The organism is Stenotrophomonas sp. NPDC077461, from assembly GCF_049545475.1.
Classification (GTDB): Bacteria; Pseudomonadota; Gammaproteobacteria; order Xanthomonadales; family Xanthomonadaceae; genus Stenotrophomonas; species Stenotrophomonas nematodicola.
This window is the reverse complement of record NZ_JBMWDO010000006.1, coordinates 63,696-85,506: the sequence shown is the minus strand read 5'-3', so window position 1 is coordinate 85,506 and position 21,811 is coordinate 63,696. Positions and strand designations below refer to the sequence as shown.

Here is a 21,811-nt window from a genome sequence, read left to right as displayed (position 1 = left end):
GCCGACTAGAAGTCGGCTCTACGTCGGCGGCCACCCACCGCGCGCTGCGCCCGTAGAGCCGGGCTCTGCCCGGCTGCCTTCCGTTCCGGCATCGAAACCCCCCGCGCTGCGCGCGATAGCCGACCAACGGTCGGCTCCATCTGCCGTCAGGCCACCTGCACGATGTGCAGTGCCCGCGGGTTGCGCCACTGCGCCAGCAACGTGGCTTCGCGGGCCTTGGCCGCGTGCAGGTGCGCTTCCTTGACGTGCCCGTAGCCGCGGATGTGCTCGGGGATGCTGGCGATCTCCACCGCCAGCGCCACACGGTCGTCGCTCAGGCCATCCAGCAGCAGCGCCACGGTCTGCTCGTAGTCGGCGATCAGCTGACGCTCGCCACGGCGTTCCGCGGTACGGCCGAAGACATCGAAGGTGCCCCCGCGCAGGAACTTCAGCTTGGCCAGCAGCCCGAACGCCTTGAGCATCCACGGCCCGTATTCCTGCTTGATCAGCCGGCCCTGGTCGTCCTTCTTTGCAAACAGCGGCGGCGCCAGATGGAAGCGCACTTCAAACTCGCCCTCGAACTGCTGTTGCAACCGGCGCTGGAACTCGCCGCTGGTGTACAGGCGCGCCACTTCGTACTCGTCCTTGTAGGCCATCAGCTTGAAGTAGTAGCGCGCCACGGTCTCGGTCAGGGCGGTGCTGCCGGCCTTGTCCCACTCCACCGCGCGCACCTTCTCCACCAGCGCGCGGTAGCGTGCGGCGTAGGCGCTGTCCTGGTAGTCGGTCAGGAACCGCACGCGACGCTCGATCAGCTCATCCAGCGAGCGCGACAGGCGCTCGTCGTCCAGTGGCAGGAACGCCACATCGGCGCTGCCGCCGTGGCCGGGCAGGCCGCGCAGCTCGCGCTCGTCGCCGGTGTTGCGCGGCGCGGCGTTGGCGCCCCACTCGTTGCCTTCCCATTCGCCCGGCGGCAGGTCGTGCAGCGGTCCCGGTGTGCGCTCGGCATCGGTGTGGCCGTTGCGCACCAGCCCGGCGGCCTGTTGCACCGCCTGCGGGTCCACCGCCGCCAGACGGCCCCAGGCGAAGGCCTGGGTGTTCATCTCGATGGCGGCGCCGTTGAGTTCCACCGCGCGCATCAGCGCCTCGAACGAGATCGGCACCAGCCCCTGCTGCCAGGCAAAGCCAAGGATGAACAGGTTGGCGGCGATGGCATCGCCGAGCAGCGCCGTGGCCAGCTGGGTGGCATCGAGCAGCAGCGGCTCGCGCCCTCCGAGCGCCACGCGGATGCCGGCGATGATGTCGGCGGCGGGGAACTGCATGTCCGGCCGCGTGGTGAAGGTGCCCGGCATCGCTTCATAGGTGTTGAGGACCACCTGCGAGCGTTCGGCACGCACCTTGGACAGCGCCCAGTAGTCGTTGACCACCACCATGTCGCAGCCCACCACCAGGTCGGCTTCACCGGCGGCGATGCGCACGGCATGGATGTCCTCGGGGGTGCGGGCAATACGGATGTGGGTGGTGACCGCGCCGCCCTTCTGGGCCAGGCCGGTCTGGTCGAGCACACTGGCGCCCTTGCCTTCCAGGTGGCCGGCCATGCCCAGCAGCGCGCCGATGGTGACCACGCCGGTGCCACCGACGCCGGTGATCAGGATGTTCCAGGGCTGTTCCAGCGTGGTACGGAAGGTCGGTGCGGGCAGGTTGGCGAGCAGGTCGCTGCGCTGGCTGCGCGCGCCCTTGCGCGGCCTGCCACCGTGCACGGTGACAAAGCTCGGACAGAAACCGGTGGTGCAGCTGTAGTCCTTGTTGCAGTTGGACTGGTCGATGTCGCGCTTGCGCCCGAACTCGGTTTCCTTGGGCAGCACCGACACGCAGAAGCTCTTCTTGCCGCAGTCGCCGCAGCCTTCGCACACCAGCGAATTGACCACCACGCGCTTGGGCGGATCGACCAGCTTGCCACGCTTGCGGCGGCGGCGCTTCTCGGTGGCGCAGGTCTGTTCGTAGATCAGGATGCTGGTGCCCTTCACCTGCCGCAGCTGCTTCTGCACCGCGTCCAGCTCGGCGCGGTCGTGGAACTCCACGCCCTCGGGGAACAGCTCGCGCTTGTTCCATTTGCCGATCTCGTCGCTGACCAGCACGATCGTCTGCACGCCTTCGGCCCGCATCTGATGGGCGATCTGCGGCACGCTCAGGGTGCCGTCCACCGGCTGGCCGCCGGTCATCGCCACCGCATCGTTGTAGAGGATCTTGTAGGTGATGTTGACGCCGGCGGCGATGGCCTGGCGGATCGCCAGCGAGCCGCTGTGGAAGTAGGTGCCGTCACCGAGGTTCTGGAACACATGCTCGGTGTCGGTGAACGCCGCCTGCCCGGCCCACGTCACGCCTTCGCCGCCCATGTGGGTGAAGGTGTCGGTGCTGCGGTCCATCCACGTCACCATGTAATGGCACCCGATCCCGCCCAGCGCACGCGACCCTTCCGGTACACGGGTGGAGGTGTTGTGCGGGCAGCCGGAGCAGTAGTGCGGCACGCGCGGGAAGCTCGCACGCGGCAGCGCGAGCTCGGCTTCCTTGTCATCCATCCAGCGCAGGCGCTGTTCAATGGATTCATTGGTGAAGAAACGCTGGATGCGGCGGCCGATCACTCCGGCGATGGTGGCTGGCGTGAGCTCGTTGGTGGACGGCAGGATCCACGCGCCCTGCTCGTCGTACTTGCCGACGATGGACGGGCGCGGGCCCGCGCTGGCCGGCCAGTTGTAGAACTGTTCCTTCATCTGCCGCTCGATGAAGGCACGCTTTTCCTCCACCACCACGATGTCTTCCAGCCCTTCGGCGAAGCGTGCGATGCCCACCGGTTCCAGCGGCCAGGTCATGCCCACCTTGTACACGCGGATGCCGATGTCGGCGCAGGCCTGTTCGTCCAGTCCCAGGTATTCCAGCGCCTGCAGCACGTCCAGGTAGCTCTTGCCGGTGGTGACGATGCCCAGCCGCGCGCGCGGCGAGTCCATCACGATGCGGTCGATGCCGTTGGCGCGTGCAAATGCCTGGGCCGCCTTCACCGCGTACCGGTGCAGGCGCATTTCCTGGTCCAGCGGCGGGTCGGGCCAGCGGATGTTGAGGCCGCCGGCGGGCATGTCGAAGTCCTCCGGCAGCACGATGCGGCGCGCGAACGGATCAACCTGCACCGAGGCCGAGGATTCCACCGTTTCGGCGATGGTCTTGAAGCCGATCCAGCGCCCGGTGTAACGGCTCATCGCCCAGCCGAGCAGGCCCATGTCGAGGATGTCCTGCACGCCGGCCGGGTTCAGCACCGGCATCATCGCGCTGACGAACTCGTCCTCGCTGCCGTGCGGCAGGGTCGAGCTGCGGCAGGCATGGTCATCGGCGGCCAGCGCCAGCACGCCACCCAACGGCGAGGTGCCGGCGGCATTGGCGTGCTTGAACACGTCGCCGCAGCGGTCCACGCCGGGGCCCTTGCCGTACCACATGCCGTACACGCCCTGGACGTTGGCGCCGGGGAACAGGTTGGTCTGCTGGGTACCCCAGACCATCGTCGCGCCCAGGTCCTCGTTGAGGCCGGGGGTGAACTTCACCCGCGCCGCCTCCAGGTGCTGCCGTGCGCGCCACAGTTCCAGGTCGAAGCCGCCCAGCGGGCTGCCGCGGTAGCCGCTGATGAAGCCGGCGGTATCCAGCCCGGCCGCCTCGTCGCGCAGCCGCTGCATCAACGGCAGGCGCACCAGCGCCTGCACCCCGCTCAGGTAGATGCGGCCATCGGTACGGGTGTACTTGTGGTCCAGCGTGTAGCCAGTGTCCAGGCCGGGCTGGTTGGCGGAGGACGGCGAGGTGAGTTCGGCGGTACTGGTCATGGCTGGCCCGGGGAAGTCGGCTGGCACGGCCGCGCACGCGCGGCCGGAAAGGCGCGGATTGTAACAGTGGGCCTGTCCAGGCCCGGGACTCGCGCCGGAGCGCTCGCTGAGGTTAGGATCGGGATGGGAGGTTGTTGTGACAACCTGGGGGAGTTTGAATGGCAGTTGCAAGACAGATGCTGGCCGGGCTGTGCCTGGCCGTGGGGGCTTCGGTATTCAACGCAGCGGCGCAGCCGTTGCCGGCACTGCAGGAGTTCTACTTCGACAGCGACAGCGCGGCCGCACCGATGGTGGTGGTGGAAGGGCAGGGCAGCACCCTGGTCGACCAGCTGATGCGGCAGCGCGAACGCGGGCGCAAAGCCCTGGAGGCGACGGTGCAGCTGGCCGGCGTGGCAATGGGCCAGGGCCGCACCGATCTCGGTCGCACCCTGTACCAGGAGGCGCTGGGCAACGCGGCCGCCAGTTCGGTGCCGGGGCGTTCGGTCCGCTGGAACTACGGTTGGGATCTGTTCCGGCTCGGTGAGGTCGAACCGGCGCTGGCACAGTGGTCGGCAGCCCATGCCGGGCTGCGCGGCAACCCGTCGTGGGCGCCGCCGACCTATGCGCTGGCGCTGTGGACACTGGGTCGCAAGGACGAGGCGGTGCAGTGGTACGCCGCCGCGGTGCGCACCGAGCCGCAGCTGTGGAGCAGCAACGCGCGCTTTGCCGAGCTGCTGCCTGACTGGCGCGACAGCGAGCGTGCGGTGCTGGTGGAGATCCAGCAGGCGTGGGCGGCCAAACCGCCGGCCTGGCCGTAAGCCGAGGCCGGTGCGCCGTGGCGCACCGGTCCTACGACCATTGTCGGGGCTGAATACGCGGGTACATCGGCTAGGCTGCGCCGATGGCTTTCGATGCATTCGCCCTGATCCTGACCATGCTCGGCCTGGGCATGGCGTTCTCGCGCCTGCGCGCGTTGCCGGACAACACGGCCGATGTGCTCAACCGCATCGTGCTGTACGTGTGCCTGCCCGCAGCGGTGCTGATCTACGTGCCGCGCCTGCGGCTCGACGCCAGCCTGGTGGGGCTGATGGCCACGCCGTGGCTGCTGATGCTGGCCACCTGGGCGCTGGTGTCGTTGGCCACACGGGTGTTCGGCTTTGCCCGCGACGTGCACGCGGTGCTGCTGATCTGCGTGGCGCTGGCCAACTCCAGTTTCATCGGCTATCCGATGGTGCGTGCCCTGCTGGGCGACGCCGCGCTGCCGTATGCGGTGGTCTATGACCAGTTCGGCACGTTCGTGCTGCTCTCCACTTTCGGCCTGTACGTGATCGCGCGCTACAGCGGCGACCGGCCGCCCACGGCAGCGCAGGTGCTGCTGCGGATCGTCCGCTTCCCGCCGTTGTGGGCCCTGGTGTTCGCCCTGGTGCTGATGCCGGCGCAGCCGCCGGCGTGGATCGGCACCGGCCTCAAGCAACTGGCCGATGCGATGCTGCCGCTGGTGATGCTGGCGGTGGGGTTCTCGATCCAGCTGCGGCTGTCGCAGGCCGAACTCGCGCCGCTGGGGATCGGCCTGCTGCTCAAGCTGGTGGTCATGCCTGCGCTGGCGTTGCCGATCGCCTGGGCGTTCGGCCTGCAGGGCGCGATGCTGCAGGTCAGCGTGCTCGAATCGGCGATGCCGACCATGATCACCGCCGCCGCACTGGCGATCGCGCATCGGCTGGCGCCCCGCCTGGCGGCGGCGATGGTGGGTTATGGCATTGTGCTGTCGCTGGCGACCCTGCCGGCGTGGCTAGGGGTGCTGCGGGCGCTGCACTAGCCCCTGCCGTACTACCCGTCGGCGTTGACGGTGCGGCCCCTGGCCCAGTCGCGCAGGGCGCTGACCTGCTCGGCCATCAGCACCGACAATGGGCGGCTGCCGCGGATCTCGCCCATCAGCAGGTCGGTGTCCAGGCGGCGCTCTTCGGCGTGCGCGGCATACAGGCCGGCGACGATCGCCTGCTCGATCTCCGCGCCGGAGAACCCCTCGGCGGCGGCGGCCAACGCCGGCAGCGCGAAATCGTCGGCGTTGAGCTGGCGTCGCCCCAGGTGCAGGCGCAGCAGCTCCACCCGCGTGTTGGCATCTGGCAGGTCGACGAAGAAAATCTCGTCGAAGCGGCCCTTGCGCAGCAGCTCGGCCGGCAGTTCATGCACCTGGTTGGCGGTGGCCACGATGAACACCGTGGCCGTGCGCTCGGCCAGCCAGGTCAGCAGATGGCCCAGCACCCGTCGCGACACGCCGCCGTCCTCGCCACCGCTGGCCAGGCCCTTCTCGATCTCGTCGATCCACAGCACGCAGGGCGCCAGCTGCTCGGCCGAGGCCAGCGCGTCGCGCAGGTTCTTCTCGGTTTCGCCGTGGTACTTGTCGTACAGGCTGCCAACGTCCAGGCGCAGCAGCGGCACGCCGAAGCCGGCCGCCGTGGCCTTGGCCAGCATCGATTTGCCGCAGCCCTGCACGCCGAGCAGCAGCATGCCCTTGGGCGGGTCCAGCCCGGCCGGGCCGGTGCCGCCGAGGAACACCGGGCGGCGCTGGTTGACCCAGCGCTTGAGCCGGTTGGCCCCGGCCACATCGGCAAAGCGGGTGGTGTCGTACTCGTAGTGCAGGTGGCCGGCGCGGTTGAGCAGATCGAACTTCAACCGCGCCAGTTGCGGCAGGTCGTCCTGGCTGAGCGCGCCATCGGCGAAGATCAGCTGCCGGGCGATGCGCCGGGCATCGACCATGCTCAGCCCGCGCAGGTTGTGCAGGATCTTCTTGACCGCCTCGTTGTCCACCTCGACGCGGCGACCGCCGTTCTCGCGGGCATACGCCTCGGCTTCCTCGCGCAGCATCTTCAGCAGGGCGTTGAGGTCGGGCAGGCGCGGATTGAAGCGGGTCGCCAGCGCTTCCAGCTCGGCCGGCAGCTCCACCTTGGCCCCGATCAGCACCAGCACATGGGCCTGGCAGTTGCGCCGCTGGATCAGGTCGCGCAACGCGCGCTGGTGGCTGGCATAGCCCAGGTAGGGATGGAAATCGAGCAGCAGGTAGATGCCGCGTTGTTCGGCCTGGCGGATCATCTGCAGCGCCGCGCTGGCATCGGGCGGTCCGACCGGGTCGTCCTCGCGGTCCATGTCGATGCGGCGCAGGCCCTCGGTGATCGACCAGCGGTGCAGCGCACGCCAGACGTGCATCAGGGTCTGCCGGAACAGCTCCACGATGCGACCCTCGTCCTGGGTCTCGATGATGATCAACGGGGTGTTGGCGCGGATCAGCGCGCTGAGGTCCTGTAACTCGCTCATGCCGGGGTGCAGTCCATTGGATCGGCAACGATAGCAAAGCGCCGTGACCTGCACGGGGTTCAGCCGCGCGACTATCACCGTCACGGAGGGCGGTGTACGCTGCGGCGACGTTTCCCGGAAGCGAGGCTTGCATGAAGACGATTCTGGTGGCCGGTTCCAAGGGCGGGGTGGGCAAGACCACCGTCGCCACCCACCTGGCGGCGCATTCGGCGCTGGAGGGTAAACGGACCGTCCTGGCCGATGCCGACCCGCAGGGCTCCAGCACCCGCTGGGCGCAGCGCCGCTCGGTGCTCGAAAGTGCCGTGCTGCCGATCGACGTGTATCGCAGGAAGCAGTGGGAGCGCCTGCTCCCGGAGGGTACCGAGCAGGTCATCATCGATGCCCCGGCCGGTGCCCTGGCCGATGATCTGCCCCATTTCCTCGACGTGGCCGATGCGGTGGTGGTGCCGGTGCTGCCTTCCGCGCTGGACATCGAAGCCATCGTCGGTTTCCTCAACAGCCTGTCGCGGGTCCCCCGCGTGCACAACCGGAGCCTGCCGGTGGGGCTGGTGCTCAACCGCACCAAGCCGTGGACGCAGACCTCCCAGCAGGCGATCCAGATGTTGTCCGAATGGCCTTACGAGGTGATTGCGCAGTTGCGCGACAGCCAGAGCTATGTGGTGATGGTCGGGTTGGGGCGGAGTCTGTTCGACTACCGCTCGGCCCAGGTGCGCGAGCACCAGAGTGACTGGGAGCCGCTGTTGAAGTGGCTGAAGAACGCCTGATACGGAAGAGATCCCATGCGAGAACTGATTCTGCTGCGCCATGCCCATGCCGAAGCCGCCAGCACCGGCCAGGCCGACCTGGACCGCCCGCTGTCTCCGGTCGGGCTGGCCGAAGCCGAGGCCGCCGGCCGCTGGCTCAAGGACAACAATCTGCTGCCGGACTGCGTGCTGTGCTCGCCGGCCCGCCGCACCCGCGAGACCCTTGAAGCGGTGCTGGGCGTGACCGGCTTCGTGGAAAAGCGGCTGGAAGATGCCGTATACGACGCCACCCCGGGCACCTTGGCCGGGTTGATCGATGACCGCCGCGAGGTCGACCGGCTGCTCGTGGTCGGCCACAACCCCGGCCTGGAGCGCCTGGTGGCCTTGATGAGCGAGGGCAGCACCAGCGACTACCGCGGCATGCCGCCGGCCGGCATCGCGGTGCTTGCCTTCGACCGCGAGGCCTCCATCGAACCGGGCGTGGCCCGCTTGACCGCCTTCTGGTGGCCGTAACCGGTGGCAGCAGTTCGCGCCGTACTGGGCTGGCTGGCCCTGCTGGCGGCCGGGGTGGCCTGTGCCGAACCGCCGGCACCGGTGCCCGTGGCCCGTTCGCTGGCACTGGATACGGCCCAGTCGCGGTTCGGGTTCGAGATCCGGACCCGGCTGGGGCAGCGCATCGAGGGGGTGTTCCCGCGGTTTGAGGGGCGCATCGAGGTACTGTCCGACGGTCGTCACCAGGTCCACCTGCGGATGTTCACCCGCTACGTGGAGATCCCCGGCAAGCCGCGCTACACCGGCTGGATGCGCGGCGACGAGTTCTTCGACGCCGACCGCTACCCGGTGGTGGAGTTCGACTCGGTGCCGTACTGGCCCGAGGTGGTCGACAAGGGCGGGGCCATCGAAGGCCGGCTGATCCTGCGGGGGGTCAGCCACCCGGAGACCCTGCGCGTGGAAAAAGCCGAATGCCCCCGGGCCGGGTATGATTGCGACGTGGTCAGCCGTGGCAACGTCCAACGTGGCCGCTATGGCATGGACAGTTGGCAGCTAGCCCTGAGTGATCGAGTGACCTTTGTATTGCGTGCGCGTCTGAGCGAGGCGCCGAAACCGTGAATCTACTGCTGCGGCTTGGTTTGCTGGCAACCCTGTTGCTGGCCGGCGGCTGTGCGTCGCTGTCCAACGCGGAGCGCGACCGCGCGGCCGGCATTGCCGTGCAGGCGCGCTCCACGGCGGTGGACTGCGACCGCCCCGACCGCTGCGCGCTGGATTCGCCGCTGCGCGCGCTGGGCGGGCGGGCGTTCGCCGAGTCCCTGCCCGATGCACCGCGCCACTACGCCACCATCGTCGACGAGGGCGAGGCCTCGCTGGTGGCGCGCCTGAACCTGATCCGCAGCGCCTCGCGCAGCATCGACCTGCAGACCTACATCTTCGACAAGGACGACAGCGCCCGGCTGATCCTGGACGAACTGCTGGGCGCGGCCCGGCGCGGGGTCAAGGTGCGGGTGCTGATCGACCAGCTGTCGGCGATCTCCGACCTGGAGATCCTCGGCGCGCTTGCCGGCAGCCATCAGAATTTCGAACTGCGCGTCTACAACCCGACCTTCGGCAAGGCGCGGCTGAACTACTTCGACTACGCCGGCAGCGTGCTGTGCTGCTTCCGGCGCTTCAACCAGCGCATGCACAACAAGCTGCTGGTGGTCGACGACGCGCTCGGCATGGTCGGCGGGCGCAACTACCAGGACGACTATTACGACTGGGACGCCGAGTACAACTTCCGCGATCGCGACGTGGTGGTCGCCGGCCCCGAAGTGCGCGAGATGGCGGCCAACTTCGACGCGTTCTGGCGCGCGCCACGCAGTGTGCCGGCCGAGCGCCTGAACGACGTCGGCCGCACCCTGCTGCGACAGGGCGTGCCGGCGATGCCGCCGACCGGTTTCCGGCGTCCGGAGCGGGTCGCGCGGGTGAGTGCCGAAGCCGACGACCCGGCCTTCATCACGCGCACATTCGTCGATACCGCCCTGCCGGTGGCGGCGGTCCAGTACGTGGCCGACCTGCCACGCAAGCACCGCCGCGAGCGCGCCAGCCAACCGGCCAACGGCCAGCACGTGACCGAGCCGCAGTTGGATGCGCTGATTGCCGGCGCCCGGTCCGAAGTGCTGCTGCAGACACCCTACCTGGTGCTGTCCAAGCCGGCCCGGACGCTGTTCCGCGAGCTGCGCAAGCGGCCGCAGGCACCGCGCATCGTGGTGTCCACCAACAGCCTGGCCGCCACCGACAACCCCATCGTGTACGCGCTGTCCTACAAGTACAAACGCCGCAACCTGCGCGAGCTGGGTTTCAACATCTACGAATACAAGCCGTTCCCGCTGGATGCGCCGGTGGACTACCGCAACCTGTTGCCGGCACCGCTGGGCGAAGCCACGCCCGGTGAAGGCCGGCGCAGCAGCCTGATCGGTGGCAGCGCGGCCGGCAGCAACGCACACGGTGGCAGCAGCGGCAGCAGCAGTGAACGCAGCATCACCGCGCGTCGTAACGGCACCCGCGACAGCAGCCCGAGCGGCCGCCGTCGTGGTACCGACGGCAGCGAGGTCGAGCGCCGCGTGCTGCGCGCCGAAACGCGTCCTTCGTTCCTGGGCACCAAGGCGGTCAACAAGCCGCTGCCGGTCACCCGCACCGGCGCGCGCATGGGGCTGCACGCCAAGTCGATGGTGGTGGACCGCCGCATCGGCGTGATCGGCACGCACAACTTCGATCCGCGCAGCGAGAACTACAACACCGAAGGCGCGGTGATCATCGACGACCCGGTGTTCGCCGAGCAGCTTGCCCAGAGCATCCTGCGCGACATCGACCCGAAGAACTCCTGGACGGTGGCACCGCGCGCCAAGCCGCCGGTGTTGTCCGGCCTGAACTACAGCGTCGGCAAGGCCTCCGAGGCGCTGCCCGTGCTGGATTTCTGGCCGTGGCGCTACGCCACCGATTACGAATTCCAGCCCGGTCCGGACTGCCCCCGGCCGCTGCCCCGCCAGGACGCCAACTTCCACGCGTGCTACACCGCCGTGGGCGACTTCCCCGAAGTCAACGTCGGCCCGAAGTGGCTGCTGGTGCGCATGCTGACCGCGTTCGGCGCGGGGCTGGTACCGATTCTTTGAACGCTTACGTCTGACGGAGACACGGCATGACCCAGGTATTCCGCGAGACAGTGTCCATAGAGGCACTCAACGCGCTGAGCCGCAACACCCTGATCGAGCACCTGGGCATCGTGTTCACCGCGGCCGGCGAGGACTGGGTCAGCGCCACCATGCCGGTGGACGAACGCACCCGCCAGCCGTACGGCATCCTGCACGGTGGCGCTTCGGTGGTGCTGGCCGAAACCCTCGGCAGCAGTGCCGGCAACCTGTGCGTGGACACCACCCAGCAGGTCTGCGTCGGCCTGGAGATCAACGCCAACCACATCCGTGCGATGCGCGGCGGCCTCGTCACCGGTACCGCGCGCGCGGTGCATGTCGGGCGCAGCACGCATGTGTGGGACATCCGCATCGAAGATGACGCGGGTCGCCTGGTGTGCACGTCGCGGCTGACCCTGGCGGTGGTGCCGGCGGTACGGCCGGGCTGATCGACGCACCGCACGGATGCTGTGTTGCGCCGGTCGGCTCAGTGCGCCGGCGCACTGACGGCGGGGGCGTTGTGCCGTGGATGGGCAGTGGCTTGACCGGGGCCGGCGGCTGGCCCCGGCATGTCATCGATCTGACCGCTATACGCTGGCAGAGCCTGCGGCGCTCGGGTATCGTTCGCGGATGACTTCCCCCACCCCGGCCCCACGTGGCGGCGTGGCGCGTGTGTGCCGCTACCTGTACCGCGTACCGCTGCTGCTGGTCCACCTGTTGCTGTTCCTGCCGCTGACCCTGATCGGCATGCTGCCGCCGTGGGGGCGCCTCCGCGTGGGTGGCCGTCCCTTGGAACATGCGGTGGTCAACGCCTGGTCCGGCGGCCTGATGTGGATCTTCGGCTTCCGCACGCGCCGCATCGGCGAGCCGTTGCCGGGCGCGGTGCTGTTCGTGGCCAACCACGTCAGCTGGGTCGACATTTCCATGCTGCACAGCCAGCGCATGATGGGCTTTGTGGCCAAGCGCGAAATCGCCGGCTGGCCGGTGGTCGGCTGGCTCGCCGCACGCGGCCAGACCATCTTCCACCAGCGCGGCAGTACCGAGTCGCTGGGCGGGGTGATGCAGGCGATGGTGGTCCGGCTGCGCGAGGGCCATGCCGTCGGCGTGTTCCCCGAAGGCCGCACCCGCGGCGGCCACGATGTCGGGCCGTTCCATGCGCGCATCTTCCAGGCCGCGGTCGAAACCCAGGTGCCGGTGCAGCCGGTGGCGCTGCGCTACGGCCATCACGGCGATGCGCAGACGATTGTCGCCTTCGGCCCCGGCGAGAGTTTCTTCGCCAATTTCCTGCGCCTGCTGGGCGAACCCGCACGCCGGGCCGAGGTGCATTTCCTCGCGCCCATCGACACCCATGATCTGGACGGCCGTCGCCGCATCGCCGAAACCTCGCGTGCGCGCATTCTGGCGGCCATGACTGCCGAGTAGGGCGATGGCGCTTCTTCACGCGCCAGCGTCGGAGGCCGGAGCAGGCTCGCGCCCATGTTGACCGCTGCCGACTACCGTCCGCCGCGTTGGCTGCGCAATCCGCACCTGCAGTCGATGCTCAGTTCCAGCCGCATGCGCATGCAGCGCGGCCTGATGCTGCTGGCCGCGACCGGGGCGGTGACTGAAGAGCTGATCCTGGATGGCGGCGAAGGCGTGCGACTGCAGGGCTGGCACAGCCGCATCGACGACCGCGAGCCGGTCGGCATGGCGCTGCTGCTGCACGGGTGGGAAGGCAGCGCGGAGTCGAGCTACATGCGCATGACCGCCGCGCGCATGCTCGAGGAAGGGTACGACGTGGTCCGGTTGAACTTCCGCGACCACGGCAACACCCATCACCTCAATCCCGGCATCTTCCACTCCAACCGCATCGATGAAGTGGTGCAGGCCGCCGGCGACATCGCGCGGCGCTGGCCCTCCCTGCCGCTGGTGGCGGCGGGCTATTCGCTGGGCGGCAACTTCGTGCTGCGTCTGGCGCTGCGTGCGCCCTCGGCGGGCGTGCCGCTGCGGCGGGTGGCCTCGGTGTGCCCGGTGCTGGATCCGGCGATCACGATGGAAAGCATCGAGAACGGTCCGGCGATGTACGACTGGTATTTCCGGCGCAAATGGGCCGGTTCGCTGCGCCGCAAGCGCGATCTCTTCCCGGAGCTGAGCGACTGGGATGACCGCGTGCTCAAGCTGGACATCCGCGCGCTGACCGCATGGCTGGTCGAACACCACACCGATTTCGGCTCGCTGCAGGCGTACTTCGACGGCTACTCCATCGCCGGCGACCGCTTGGCCGGGCTGGAAGTGCCGGCCGACATCCTGATGGCGCAGGACGACCCGGTGATCCCGTTCGCCACCTTCAACGGCTGGCGACTGCCGGCCCACGCCCACCTGGAAATCGCCCCGTGGGGCGGCCATTGCGGCTTCCTGGAGAACTGGCGCGGCGATGGCTTCTCCGAGCGCTGGGTCGCCCAGCGCCTGCGCCTGGAAGCGCTGCCGCGCTGAGCCCGGAGCCGGCCGATCGCCCGGAATGTCGGCAGCGACCCCGGCGCGACCCTACAATCGGGGTTTGACCCCAAGCTGGACCGTCATGCAAGACAAGATCATTCAAGCCCTGCGCCGCAACGCGGTGGACGATGCCGTGCAGCTGGCCCGCGAGTGGACCGCGGCCGAACCGACCCAGCCGCAGGCCCATCGCCTGCTGGCCCTGGCGCTGCAGCAGCAGGATCAGCTCGAACCGGCCCTGGAGAGCCTGCAGCAGGCGCTGGCGCTGGCCCCGGACGATGCCGACCTGCACCTGATGCAGGCCGGCCTGTTGATGGCGCTGCGTCAGTTCGAGGCCGCCGGCTCGGCGCTGGACCGCACTGCCGCGCTCAACCCCAACGAACTGTCGGCCTACCTGATGCAGGCCCACCTGGCGCTGGGCCGCAACGACGTGGACGAAGCCGAGCGCCTGGCGCGCCTGGCCAGCCGCATCGAGGAAGACCACCCTGAAGTGGCCGCCATCAACGGCATGGTGGCGCTGCGCCGTGGCGAGGGCGACCGTGCCCTGGCCCTGCTGTCGGCCGCCAGCGAAGCCATGCCGGGCGACTCGCGCGTGTTGTACGCGCTCGGTTTTGCCTACCTGGGCAAGGACATGCTGGCCTTCGCCGAACAGGCGTTCCGCCGCGTGCTTGAACTCAATCCCACGCTGACCACGCTGCAGGGCCTGGTCGTGCAGCTGGCGCTGCGCCAGGGCCACGTGGACAGCGCGGCGGCCATGATGGGCCCGATGCTGGCCGCCCCGGGCGGTGACAGCGTGGCCATGCGCCGCCTGGCCGGCGAACTGGCGCTGCAGTCCGGGCAACCGCTGCAGGCGCTGGAGCATCTGCTGCCCGCACTGGAGCAGGCTCCCTCGGACCGCCAGGTGCTGCAGCTGCTGCTCATGTGCTGGCAGCGACTTGGCCGCGAACAGCAGGCCCGCGAGCATCTGGACGCCGCGCTGGAATCGCACCCGGAGGTGCACGACCTGTGGCTGGCGCGCCTGTCGGTGGAGTCGGTGGGCAGCGATGAGGCCGTGGCGGTCACCGAACGCTGGCTGCAGGCGATGCCGGTGCATCTGCCGGCGCTGGAAACGCGCATGCGCCTGCACGACATGGCCAAGGACGTGGACGGCGCCGAGGCGGTGGCCCGCCGCATCGTCGCGCTCGAACCCGGCCGTGCCAGCGGCGAGACCCGCATCGTCGAAGCGCTGCTGAAGCGCGATCCGGCCGCCGCCGTGGTGCATGTCCAGCAGTTCATCGAACAGGCCCCGGCCGAGGCCCGCGATGGCCTGCGGTCGTGGCTGGGCGCGGTGCAGGACCGTGCCGGCCAGCACCGTGACGCGCTCGACACCTGGCTGGGCGTGCACGCGGCGCAGTCGCCGCAGCGTCTGCCGCTGCCGCCGCAGGCCAAGGCGCCGCTGAGCTGGCCGGATCTGGCGCCAGTGGGAGACGACGTCAGCGCCCGCCCGATGTTCGTGTGGGGCGCCCCGGGCTCCGGCGTGGAGCGGGTGATCGCCGGCATCGCCGCGGCCAGCCCGGTGCTGCGCGGCGACCGGTTCGGCCCGACCCCGCCCGACGATGCCTTCCAGAGCTACCACACGCTGCAGGAGCTCTCGACCGGCAAGCTGACCCCGGAGCGTCTGGTCGAGCAGTGGCGTGAAACCCTGCCCGCGCGCGGCCTGGCCGACGGCACCGTGATCGACTGGCTGCTGTGGTGGGACAACGCCCTGCTGTGGGCACTGCGTCCGCAGCTGCCGGAAGGCCGCCTGCTGGTGGCACTGCGCGATCCGCGCGACATGCTGCTGGACTGGATGGCCTTCGGCGCCCCGGCACCGTTCGCGGTGAACTCGCTCAACGAAGCCGCCGAATGGCTGGCCCGCGCACTGGCCCAGGTGGCCACGCTGCACGAGCAGAGCCTGTACCCGCATGTGCTGCTGCGCATCGACGACATCGGCAACGATGCCGGCGCGATGGCACACCGCCTGGAAACGCTGTTCGGCGTGCGCTTCCCGCCGGCCGACACCCTCGGCCCGGCACGCCTGCCGCCCGGCCACTGGCGCCAGTACCGCGACATCATGGCCAGCGCGTTCGCCCTGCTCACCCCGGTGGCGGTGCGTCTGGGTTACCCGGAAGAGTGAGGACGATCCCATGCATCTGACCAGCAACAGCCTGATCAACGGCCAGCCGATCGCCGCGACCTTCGCGGCCGGCGACGCCCACGGTTTCGCCGGCAACCGCAACCCGCACCTGGCCTGGGACGATGTCCCGGCCGGCACGCGCGCGTTCGCGCTGCTGTGCATCGATCCGGACGTGCCGACCGTGCCCGAAACGGTCGGCCGATCCGACTGCACCGTGCCGCGCGACCAGCCGCGCGGCGATTTCACCCACTGGGCAATGGCCGACATCCCCGCCGACGTGCGTGAGCTCGCCGAAGGCAGCTGCAGCGACGGGTTCACCGTGAAGGGCAAGGTGGCCCCGGCCGGTCCGCCGGGCGCACGCCAGGGTCTGAACGACTTCACCGGCTGGTTTGCCGGCAACCCGGACATGGCCGGGCAGTACCTGGGCTATGACGGCCCGTACCCGCCGTTCAACGACGAGCGCGTGCACCGGTATTTCTTCCGCGTGTTCGCCCTGGACGTGGCGCAGCTCGCGCTGCCCACCCCGTTCACCGCTGCCGATGTGCACCGTGCGATGCAGGGCCACATCCTGGCCGAAGCGGCGCTGCACGGGACCTACACGCTCAATCCCGCGCTGGCCTGAAGCACGGACAGGTGCCGGCCCCAGGCCGGCACCTCCCCTGCGGCGGCCTTACTTCTTCTCGTTCGCCGACTCGACCACCATGTCCAGCACATACGCGACGGAGGAACCGTCGGCCGGCGGGTTGGCGATCTTGTAGCGCTTCACGCGCACCACGTTGCGCACGCCATCTTCGTGGGTGTAGCCCTCGATGGTGCCGTAGAAGTTCTCGAACTCACCCGGCGTGCCCTGCTTGAGGCCCTTGTCGTCGAAGGCCACTTCGCGGGTCTGCAGGCACTGCATGTTCGGGATCAGCGGGTGCGAGCATGGCTTGGTCTGCGCGGCCACTTCCAGGAACACCGTCTCGCCCGGGCCGCCGTAGCGGGTTTCGGCGGTCGGCTCGGGGGTGAACACCAGCACGTCGCCGCTGGCGGTACGCAGGGTCAGCTGGCCTTCGCCAGCCAGTTCGGTCTTCAGCGCACCTTCCAGGCGGCTGCCGATGGCCTGGTCGAGCGCCATCAGCGCCTTGTCGGTGCAGGCCATCATGGTCGAGGCCATCGGCGACACGGTCAGCGTGCCGTCGGCCAACGTGTAGCTGCCGCCCATGCGGTTGCAGGTGTTGCTCACTGCGATGCGGCCATCCTGGAAGTCCAGCGTGACCGGCTTGTCCTCGCGGGCGAACAGCGCATCCACGCGCTTGCCGCTGGCATCGGTGGCGCTGTCCAGGCGCCAGTGGTTGCCCTGCAGGCGCTGCGCGTCCAGTGCCGCAACGGCCTTCTGATCGGCTGCGGCGGTCGGGGCCGGAGCCAGGTCATCGCCGCCGGTACCGGCAGGTGCGGTGGCGGACGGGTTGCTGCAGGCGGCCAGCAGGGCCAGCGGCAGGATCAGCATCAGGTTGCGGTTGCGGTTCATGCACATCTCCTTGGGAACCAGGGGAAAAACGCCGGGGCGTGGAAAACGGGGTTGTCGCGCGGCGGGTCTGTTCAGTTGCCAGCCGGCAACCACAGCAACAGCGCGGCGCCCAGCACGATCCGGTACAGCGCGAACGCGGTGAAACGGTGGCCCTTGATGTAGCCCAGCAGCCACTTCACTACGACGAAGCCGGTGATGACCGCGGCAACGAAGGCCACGCCCACATCGGTCCAGTTCTCGGTGGCGAGCTTGCCGTCCTTGGCCAGTTCCAGGAATGCGTAGGCGCTGGCGGCGAACATGGTCGGGATGCCCACCAGGAACACGAACTCGGTGGCGGCCGCGCGGCGGCTGAGCCCGAACAGCATGGCGATGAAGATCGCCGCAGCCGAACGCGAGGTGCCCGGGAACACGCCGGCCACCACCTGGGCCAGGCCCACCAGCACCGCCACTTTCCAGGTGACCGTATCGCGATCGGGCAATCGCGCGGCGCGCGCTTCCACCAGGATCATCCAGATCCCGCCGATGATCAGCGCCCAGGCCACCGGCGTGACCGTCTCGGGCAGTTCCCAGCCGGCCAGGCGGACCGGCAGGCCGACCACGGCGGTGACCAGGAACGCGGTGCCGAGCTTGAGCACGTAGTCGCGGTTGTCACGCTGGTGCAGCCCGGTGGCCAGCGACCACAGGCGCTGGCGGAACACCAGCGTGATGGCCAGGATCGCACCGGCCTGGATGACGATGTTGAAGAAGTCCGAGCGCGCGCCGAGCCAGTGCTGGGCGATCAGCAGGTGGCCGGTGCTGGAGATCGGCAGGAATTCGGTGAGGCCTTCGAGAATGCCCAACAGGAGGGCGGAGAGCAGGTCGGACATCGGCGGGCTGGGGCTCGGAAAGGGTGAAATCGCGGTAGAGCATAGAACATCAAACCGCGCACCAAATGTGTGCGTGGTGCGGCCATTGCACCGTTATGGTGCGCACGGTTCAGCCGCCAGCAGGGCGGGCGTTCAATGAAATCATGGGGTTAGCTCGCGAAAAAAGTTGGCACGCCGATTGCTCTATCCAAGTACGCAATCATCCATCCGAGGTTTCACCGATGTCCGTGGAAAATGTTGAGAAGCTGATCAAGGACAACCAGATCGAGTTCGTCGACCTGCGTTTCGTCGATATGCGCGGTATCGAGCAGCACGTCACCTTCCCGGTCGGCATCGTGGAGCCGGCCCTGTTTGAAGAAGGCAAGATGTTCGACGGCAGCTCGATCGCCGGCTGGAAGGGCATCAATGAGTCGGACATGGTCCTGCTGCCGGATCCGGCCAGCGCCTACATCGACCCGTTCTATGCCGACCCGACCCTGGTGATCAGCTGCGACATCCTCGACCCGGCCACCATGCAGCCGTACGGCCGCTGCCCGCGCGGCATCGCCAAGCGCGCCGAGGCCTACCTGAAGTCCTCCGGCATCGCCGAGCAGGCCTTCTTCGGTCCGGAGCCGGAGTTCTTCATCTTCGATTCGGTGCGCTTCGCCAACGACATGGGCCACACCTTCTTCAAGATCGATTCCGAAGAAGCGGCCTGGAGCACCGGCGACAAGTACGACGGCGCCAACAGCGGCTACCGTCCGGCGGTGAAGGGCGGCTACTTCCCCGTCCCGCCGACCGACTCGCTGCACGACCTGCGCGCTGAAATGTGCAAGACGCTGGAACAGGTCGGCATCGAAGTGGAAGTGCAGCATCACGAAGTGGCCACCGCCGGCCAGTGCGAAATCGGCACCAAGTTCAGCACCCTGGTGCAGAAGGCCGATGAGCTGCTGCGCATGAAGCACGTGATCAAGAACGTCGCCCACCGCAACGGCAAGACCGCCACCTTCATGCCCAAGCCGATCGTCGGCGACAACGGCAGTGGCATGCACGTGCACCAGTCGCTGTCCAAGGGCGGCGTCAACCTGTTCTCCGGCGACGGCTACGGCGGCCTGTCGCAGATGGCGCTGTGGTACATCGGCGGCATCTTCAAGCACGCCAAGGCCATCAACGCCTTCACCAACGCCGGCACCAACAGCTACAAGCGCCTGGTCCCGGGCTTCGAAGCGCCGGTGATGCTGGCCTATTCGGCCCGCAACCGTTCGGCCTCGTGCCGCATTCCGTGGGTGTCCAACCCGAAGGCGCGCCGCATTGAAATGCGCTTCCCCGATCCGATCCAGTCCGGCTACCTGACCTTCACCGTGCTGATGATGGCCGGCCTGGACGGCATCCGGAACCAGATCGACCCGGGCGCACCGAGCGACAAGGACCTGTACGACCTGCCGCCGGAAGAAGAGAAGCTGATCCCGCAGGTCTGCTCCTCGCTGGACCAGGCCCTGGAAGCGCTGGACAAGGATCGCGAGTTCCTCAAGGCCGGCGGCGTGATGAGCGACGACTTCATCGACGGCTACATCGCGCTGAAGATGCAGGAAGTGACCCGCTTCCGCGCGGCGACCCATCCGCTCGAATACCAGATGTACTACGCCAACTGAGCACCTGGCGACGATGACGAAGGACTTCCCTCCCACCTTCGTCGTCGTCGCCGCTTTGCAAAAATGCGGCGTGGCTGGGGAGCCACATCGCACGCAACACGTTTCACCAGGGGCAAGAGAGACCGGACGCGCATGGGCCCTTCCTCCCTCCCGCGTCACCGCTGGCGCCGCCCTTCGTGGGTGTCGGCACTGGCGTGGCCCATGCAACGTTCGGCGCAACGACCAGCGGCCATGTGCAAGTGGCCGCCGGTCGACCTGACATCGGCCTGCACGCGCGGGCCGGTTCCATCCACCATCGGGATATGCGCATGAAACTGATCTCCGCCATCATCCGGCCGTTCAAGCTCGACGAGGTCCGCGAGGCCCTCTCCGATGCGGGCGTGTCGGGCATCACCGTGACCGAGGTCAAGGGTTTCGGTCGCCAGAAGGGCCACACCGAGTTGTATCGCGGCGCGGAGTACGTCGTGGATTTCCTGCCGAAGATCAAGATTGAAACCGTGGTCACCGACGACCGGCTGGACGCGGTGGTCGAAGCGATCCAGAACGCGGCCGGCACCGGCAAGATCGGCGACGGCAAGATCTTCGTCACCGCGGTCGAGCAGGTCGTCCGCATCCGCACCGGCGAAATCGGCGCCGACGCGCTCTAACCCCCTTCGGAGCCCCCAATGAAGACTTCTCTGTTCACCGGGTGGCAAGCCCGGTTCCATGCCGTGTGCCTGATGATGCTGGTCAGCGCCCTGGCCGTTGGCGCGTTCTCCGGCAAGGCGCATGCGCAGGCGCAGGTCACCCCGGCGCCGTCGGAAACCGTCGCCGTCGAGCCGCTCGCGACCGCGCAGGCGGTGCCGGTCGCCGAGGTGGCCGCCGCGGCCGCGCCCGCCTTCGATCACGGCGATGTGGCCTGGATGCTGACCTCCACGCTGCTGGTGCTGCTGATGGTGGTGCCCGGCCTGGCCCTGTTCTACGGCGGCCTGGTGCGGTCCAAGAACGTCCTGTCGATCCTCAGCCAGATTCTGGTGGTGTTCTCGCTGGTGCTGATGCTGTGGGTGGCCTACGGCTACAGCGCGGTGTTCAGCCAGGGCAACGCCTTCTTCGGCTCGTTCACCGAGTTCGCGTTCCTCAAAGGCTTCGCGCCGGATTCGGTGGGCAACACGCCGATCAAGGGCCTGCCGGACTATCTGTTCGTCGCTTTCCAGTCCACCTTCGCCGGCATCACCACCGCCCTGATCGTCGGCGCCTTCGCCGAACGCATCAAGTTCAAAGCGGTGCTGCTGTTCTCGGCATTGTGGTTCACCCTGAGCTACATCCCGATGGCGCACATCGTCTGGGGTGGCGGCTATCTGGGTGAGATGGGCGCGATCGACTTCGCCGGCGGCACCGTGGTGCACATCAATGCCGGCGTGGCGGGCCTGGTCGGCGCGTACTTCGTCGGCAAGCGCATCGGCTACGGCCAGACCGCGTTGAAGCCGCACAACGTACCGTTCACCTACATCGGCGCGATGCTGCTGTGGGTGGGCTGGTTCGGCTTCAACGCCGGCTCGGCCGCCGCTGCCGATACCGTCGCCTCGCTCGCCTTCATCAACACCATCCTCGCCACGGCCGCAGCGGTGCTTGGCTGGACGCTGGTGGAAGCGGTGAGCAAGGGCAAGCCGTCGGCCCTGGGCGCGGCCTCCGGCGCAGTGGCCGGCCTGGTCGGCATCACCCCGGCCTGCGGCACCGTGGGCCCGCTCGGCGCGATCGTGATCGGCCTGGTCGCCGGCGTGGTCTGCGTGTGGGGCGTCACCGGCCTCAAGCGTCTACTGCGCGTGGACGACACTGCCGACGTGTTCGGCGTGCACGGCATCGGCGGCATCGTCGGCGCCATCCTCACCGGTGTGTTCAGCGCGCAGTCGCTGGGCGGCACCAAGGCCGACCTCGACATCGGCCACCAGGTCTGGGTGCAGCTGGTCAGCGTCGGCTTCACCATCGTCTGGTGCGCCGTAGTGACCGTGGCGATCCTGCTGGTGGTGCGCATGGTGTTCGGCCTGCGCGTGAGCGAGGAAGCAGAACGCACCGGTCTGGACGTCACCTCGCACGGCGAATCTGCGTACGAAGCCTGACGGCCTCGCACGCGCGCGCAGTCCACGTGACCCCGCGCCGACGCATG

At 68.6% G+C, this 21,811-nt stretch carries 18 protein-coding genes; 14 read left to right on the top strand and 4 right to left on the bottom strand.

The window, feature by feature from the left end; genetic code table 11:
* Positions 1–146: 146 nt before the first annotated feature.
* A complete protein-coding gene (locus ACPEH8_RS12135) occupies positions 147–3,839 on the bottom strand; it encodes an indolepyruvate ferredoxin oxidoreductase family protein (protein WP_017355475.1) in 3,693 nt (1,230 codons plus the stop codon).
* Positions 3,840–3,997: 158 nt separating this feature from the next.
* On the opposite strand from ACPEH8_RS12135, the gene ACPEH8_RS12130 reads away from it, so the two are divergent.
* Positions 3,998–4,636 carry a hypothetical protein gene (locus ACPEH8_RS12130; protein ID WP_017355476.1) on the top strand — a complete coding sequence of 213 codons (639 nt, stop codon included), beginning with the start codon at positions 3,998–4,000 and terminating at the stop codon, positions 4,634–4,636.
* An 83-nt stretch (positions 4,637–4,719) separates the two neighbouring features.
* Complete coding sequence (locus ACPEH8_RS12125; RefSeq protein WP_017355477.1) at positions 4,720–5,634, top strand: AEC family transporter; 915 nt, start codon at positions 4,720–4,722, stop codon at positions 5,632–5,634.
* Between the two features lie 11 nt (positions 5,635–5,645).
* On the opposite strand, the gene ACPEH8_RS12120 is transcribed toward ACPEH8_RS12125, so the two are convergent.
* On the bottom strand, positions 5,646–7,130 hold the full coding sequence (locus ACPEH8_RS12120; RefSeq protein ID WP_017355478.1) for an AAA family ATPase: 1,485 nt from the start codon (positions 7,128–7,130) through the stop codon (positions 5,646–5,648).
* 131 nt (positions 7,131–7,261) lie between these two features.
* On the opposite strand from ACPEH8_RS12120, the gene ACPEH8_RS12115 reads away from it, so the two are divergent.
* From ACPEH8_RS12115 to ACPEH8_RS12075, 9 genes are all read left to right on the top strand, one after another.
* Positions 7,262–7,894, top strand: coding sequence for a ParA family protein (locus tag ACPEH8_RS12115; RefSeq protein ID WP_166472431.1), 633 nt, complete (start codon positions 7,262–7,264; stop codon positions 7,892–7,894).
* Positions 7,895–7,909: 15 nt separating this feature from the next.
* Entirely contained in the window at positions 7,910–8,386 is a 477-nt protein-coding gene (locus ACPEH8_RS12110; protein WP_017355480.1) for a SixA phosphatase family protein, read from the top strand.
* Between the two features lie 42 nt (positions 8,387–8,428).
* Positions 8,429–8,983: a YceI family protein gene (locus tag ACPEH8_RS12105; protein ID WP_051008581.1), complete on the top strand. Its 555-nt coding sequence runs from the start codon at positions 8,429–8,431 to the stop codon at positions 8,981–8,983.
* Positions 8,980–11,019, top strand: a complete 2,040-nt coding sequence (locus tag ACPEH8_RS12100; RefSeq protein WP_262071519.1) for a phospholipase D family protein — start codon at positions 8,980–8,982, stop codon at positions 11,017–11,019. The genes ACPEH8_RS12105 and ACPEH8_RS12100 overlap by 4 nt, the downstream gene beginning before the upstream one ends.
* Before the next feature lie 26 nt (positions 11,020–11,045).
* On the top strand, positions 11,046–11,483 hold the full coding sequence (locus ACPEH8_RS12095) for a hotdog fold thioesterase (RefSeq protein ID WP_166472434.1): 438 nt from the start codon (positions 11,046–11,048) through the stop codon (positions 11,481–11,483).
* Between the two features lie 181 nt (positions 11,484–11,664).
* Complete coding sequence (locus ACPEH8_RS12090; RefSeq protein WP_017355484.1) at positions 11,665–12,456, top strand: lysophospholipid acyltransferase family protein; 792 nt, start codon at positions 11,665–11,667, stop codon at positions 12,454–12,456.
* A gap of 57 nt (positions 12,457–12,513) precedes the next feature.
* Positions 12,514–13,506 carry a YheT family hydrolase gene (locus ACPEH8_RS12085; protein ID WP_026070676.1) on the top strand — a complete coding sequence of 331 codons (993 nt, stop codon included), beginning with the start codon at positions 12,514–12,516 and terminating at the stop codon, positions 13,504–13,506.
* Between the two features lie 85 nt (positions 13,507–13,591).
* A complete protein-coding gene (locus tag ACPEH8_RS12080; RefSeq protein WP_136006751.1) occupies positions 13,592–15,661 on the top strand; it encodes a tetratricopeptide repeat protein in 2,070 nt (689 codons plus the stop codon).
* Between the two features lie 10 nt (positions 15,662–15,671).
* A complete protein-coding gene (locus ACPEH8_RS12075) occupies positions 15,672–16,283 on the top strand; it encodes a YbhB/YbcL family Raf kinase inhibitor-like protein (protein ID WP_136006749.1) in 612 nt (203 codons plus the stop codon).
* Between the two features lie 48 nt (positions 16,284–16,331).
* Here ACPEH8_RS12075 and ACPEH8_RS12070 read toward each other — a convergent pair whose 3' ends face one another.
* Positions 16,332–17,177, bottom strand: coding sequence for an META and DUF4377 domain-containing protein (locus ACPEH8_RS12070; RefSeq protein WP_017357052.1), 846 nt, complete (start codon positions 17,175–17,177; stop codon positions 16,332–16,334).
* A 65-nt stretch (positions 17,178–17,242) separates the two neighbouring features.
* The gene (locus ACPEH8_RS12065) at positions 17,243–18,037 is read right to left on the bottom strand and encodes an undecaprenyl-diphosphate phosphatase (RefSeq protein WP_017357051.1); all 795 of its coding nucleotides are present in this window, start codon (positions 18,035–18,037) and stop codon (positions 17,243–17,245) included.
* A gap of 221 nt (positions 18,038–18,258) precedes the next feature.
* Between ACPEH8_RS12065 and glnA the strand changes: the two genes are divergently transcribed.
* The 3 genes from glnA (at position 18,259) to ACPEH8_RS12050 (ending at position 21,764) form a co-directional block, all read left to right on the top strand.
* Positions 18,259–19,668 carry a type I glutamate--ammonia ligase gene (gene glnA / locus ACPEH8_RS12060; protein WP_136006747.1) on the top strand — a complete coding sequence of 470 codons (1,410 nt, stop codon included), beginning with the start codon at positions 18,259–18,261 and terminating at the stop codon, positions 19,666–19,668.
* Between the two features lie 308 nt (positions 19,669–19,976).
* Entirely contained in the window at positions 19,977–20,315 is a 339-nt protein-coding gene (locus ACPEH8_RS12055; protein WP_026070924.1) for a P-II family nitrogen regulator, read from the top strand.
* 18 nt (positions 20,316–20,333) lie between these two features.
* Complete coding sequence (locus ACPEH8_RS12050) at positions 20,334–21,764, top strand: ammonium transporter (RefSeq protein WP_136006745.1); 1,431 nt, start codon at positions 20,334–20,336, stop codon at positions 21,762–21,764.
* Positions 21,765–21,811 lie beyond the last annotated feature (47 nt).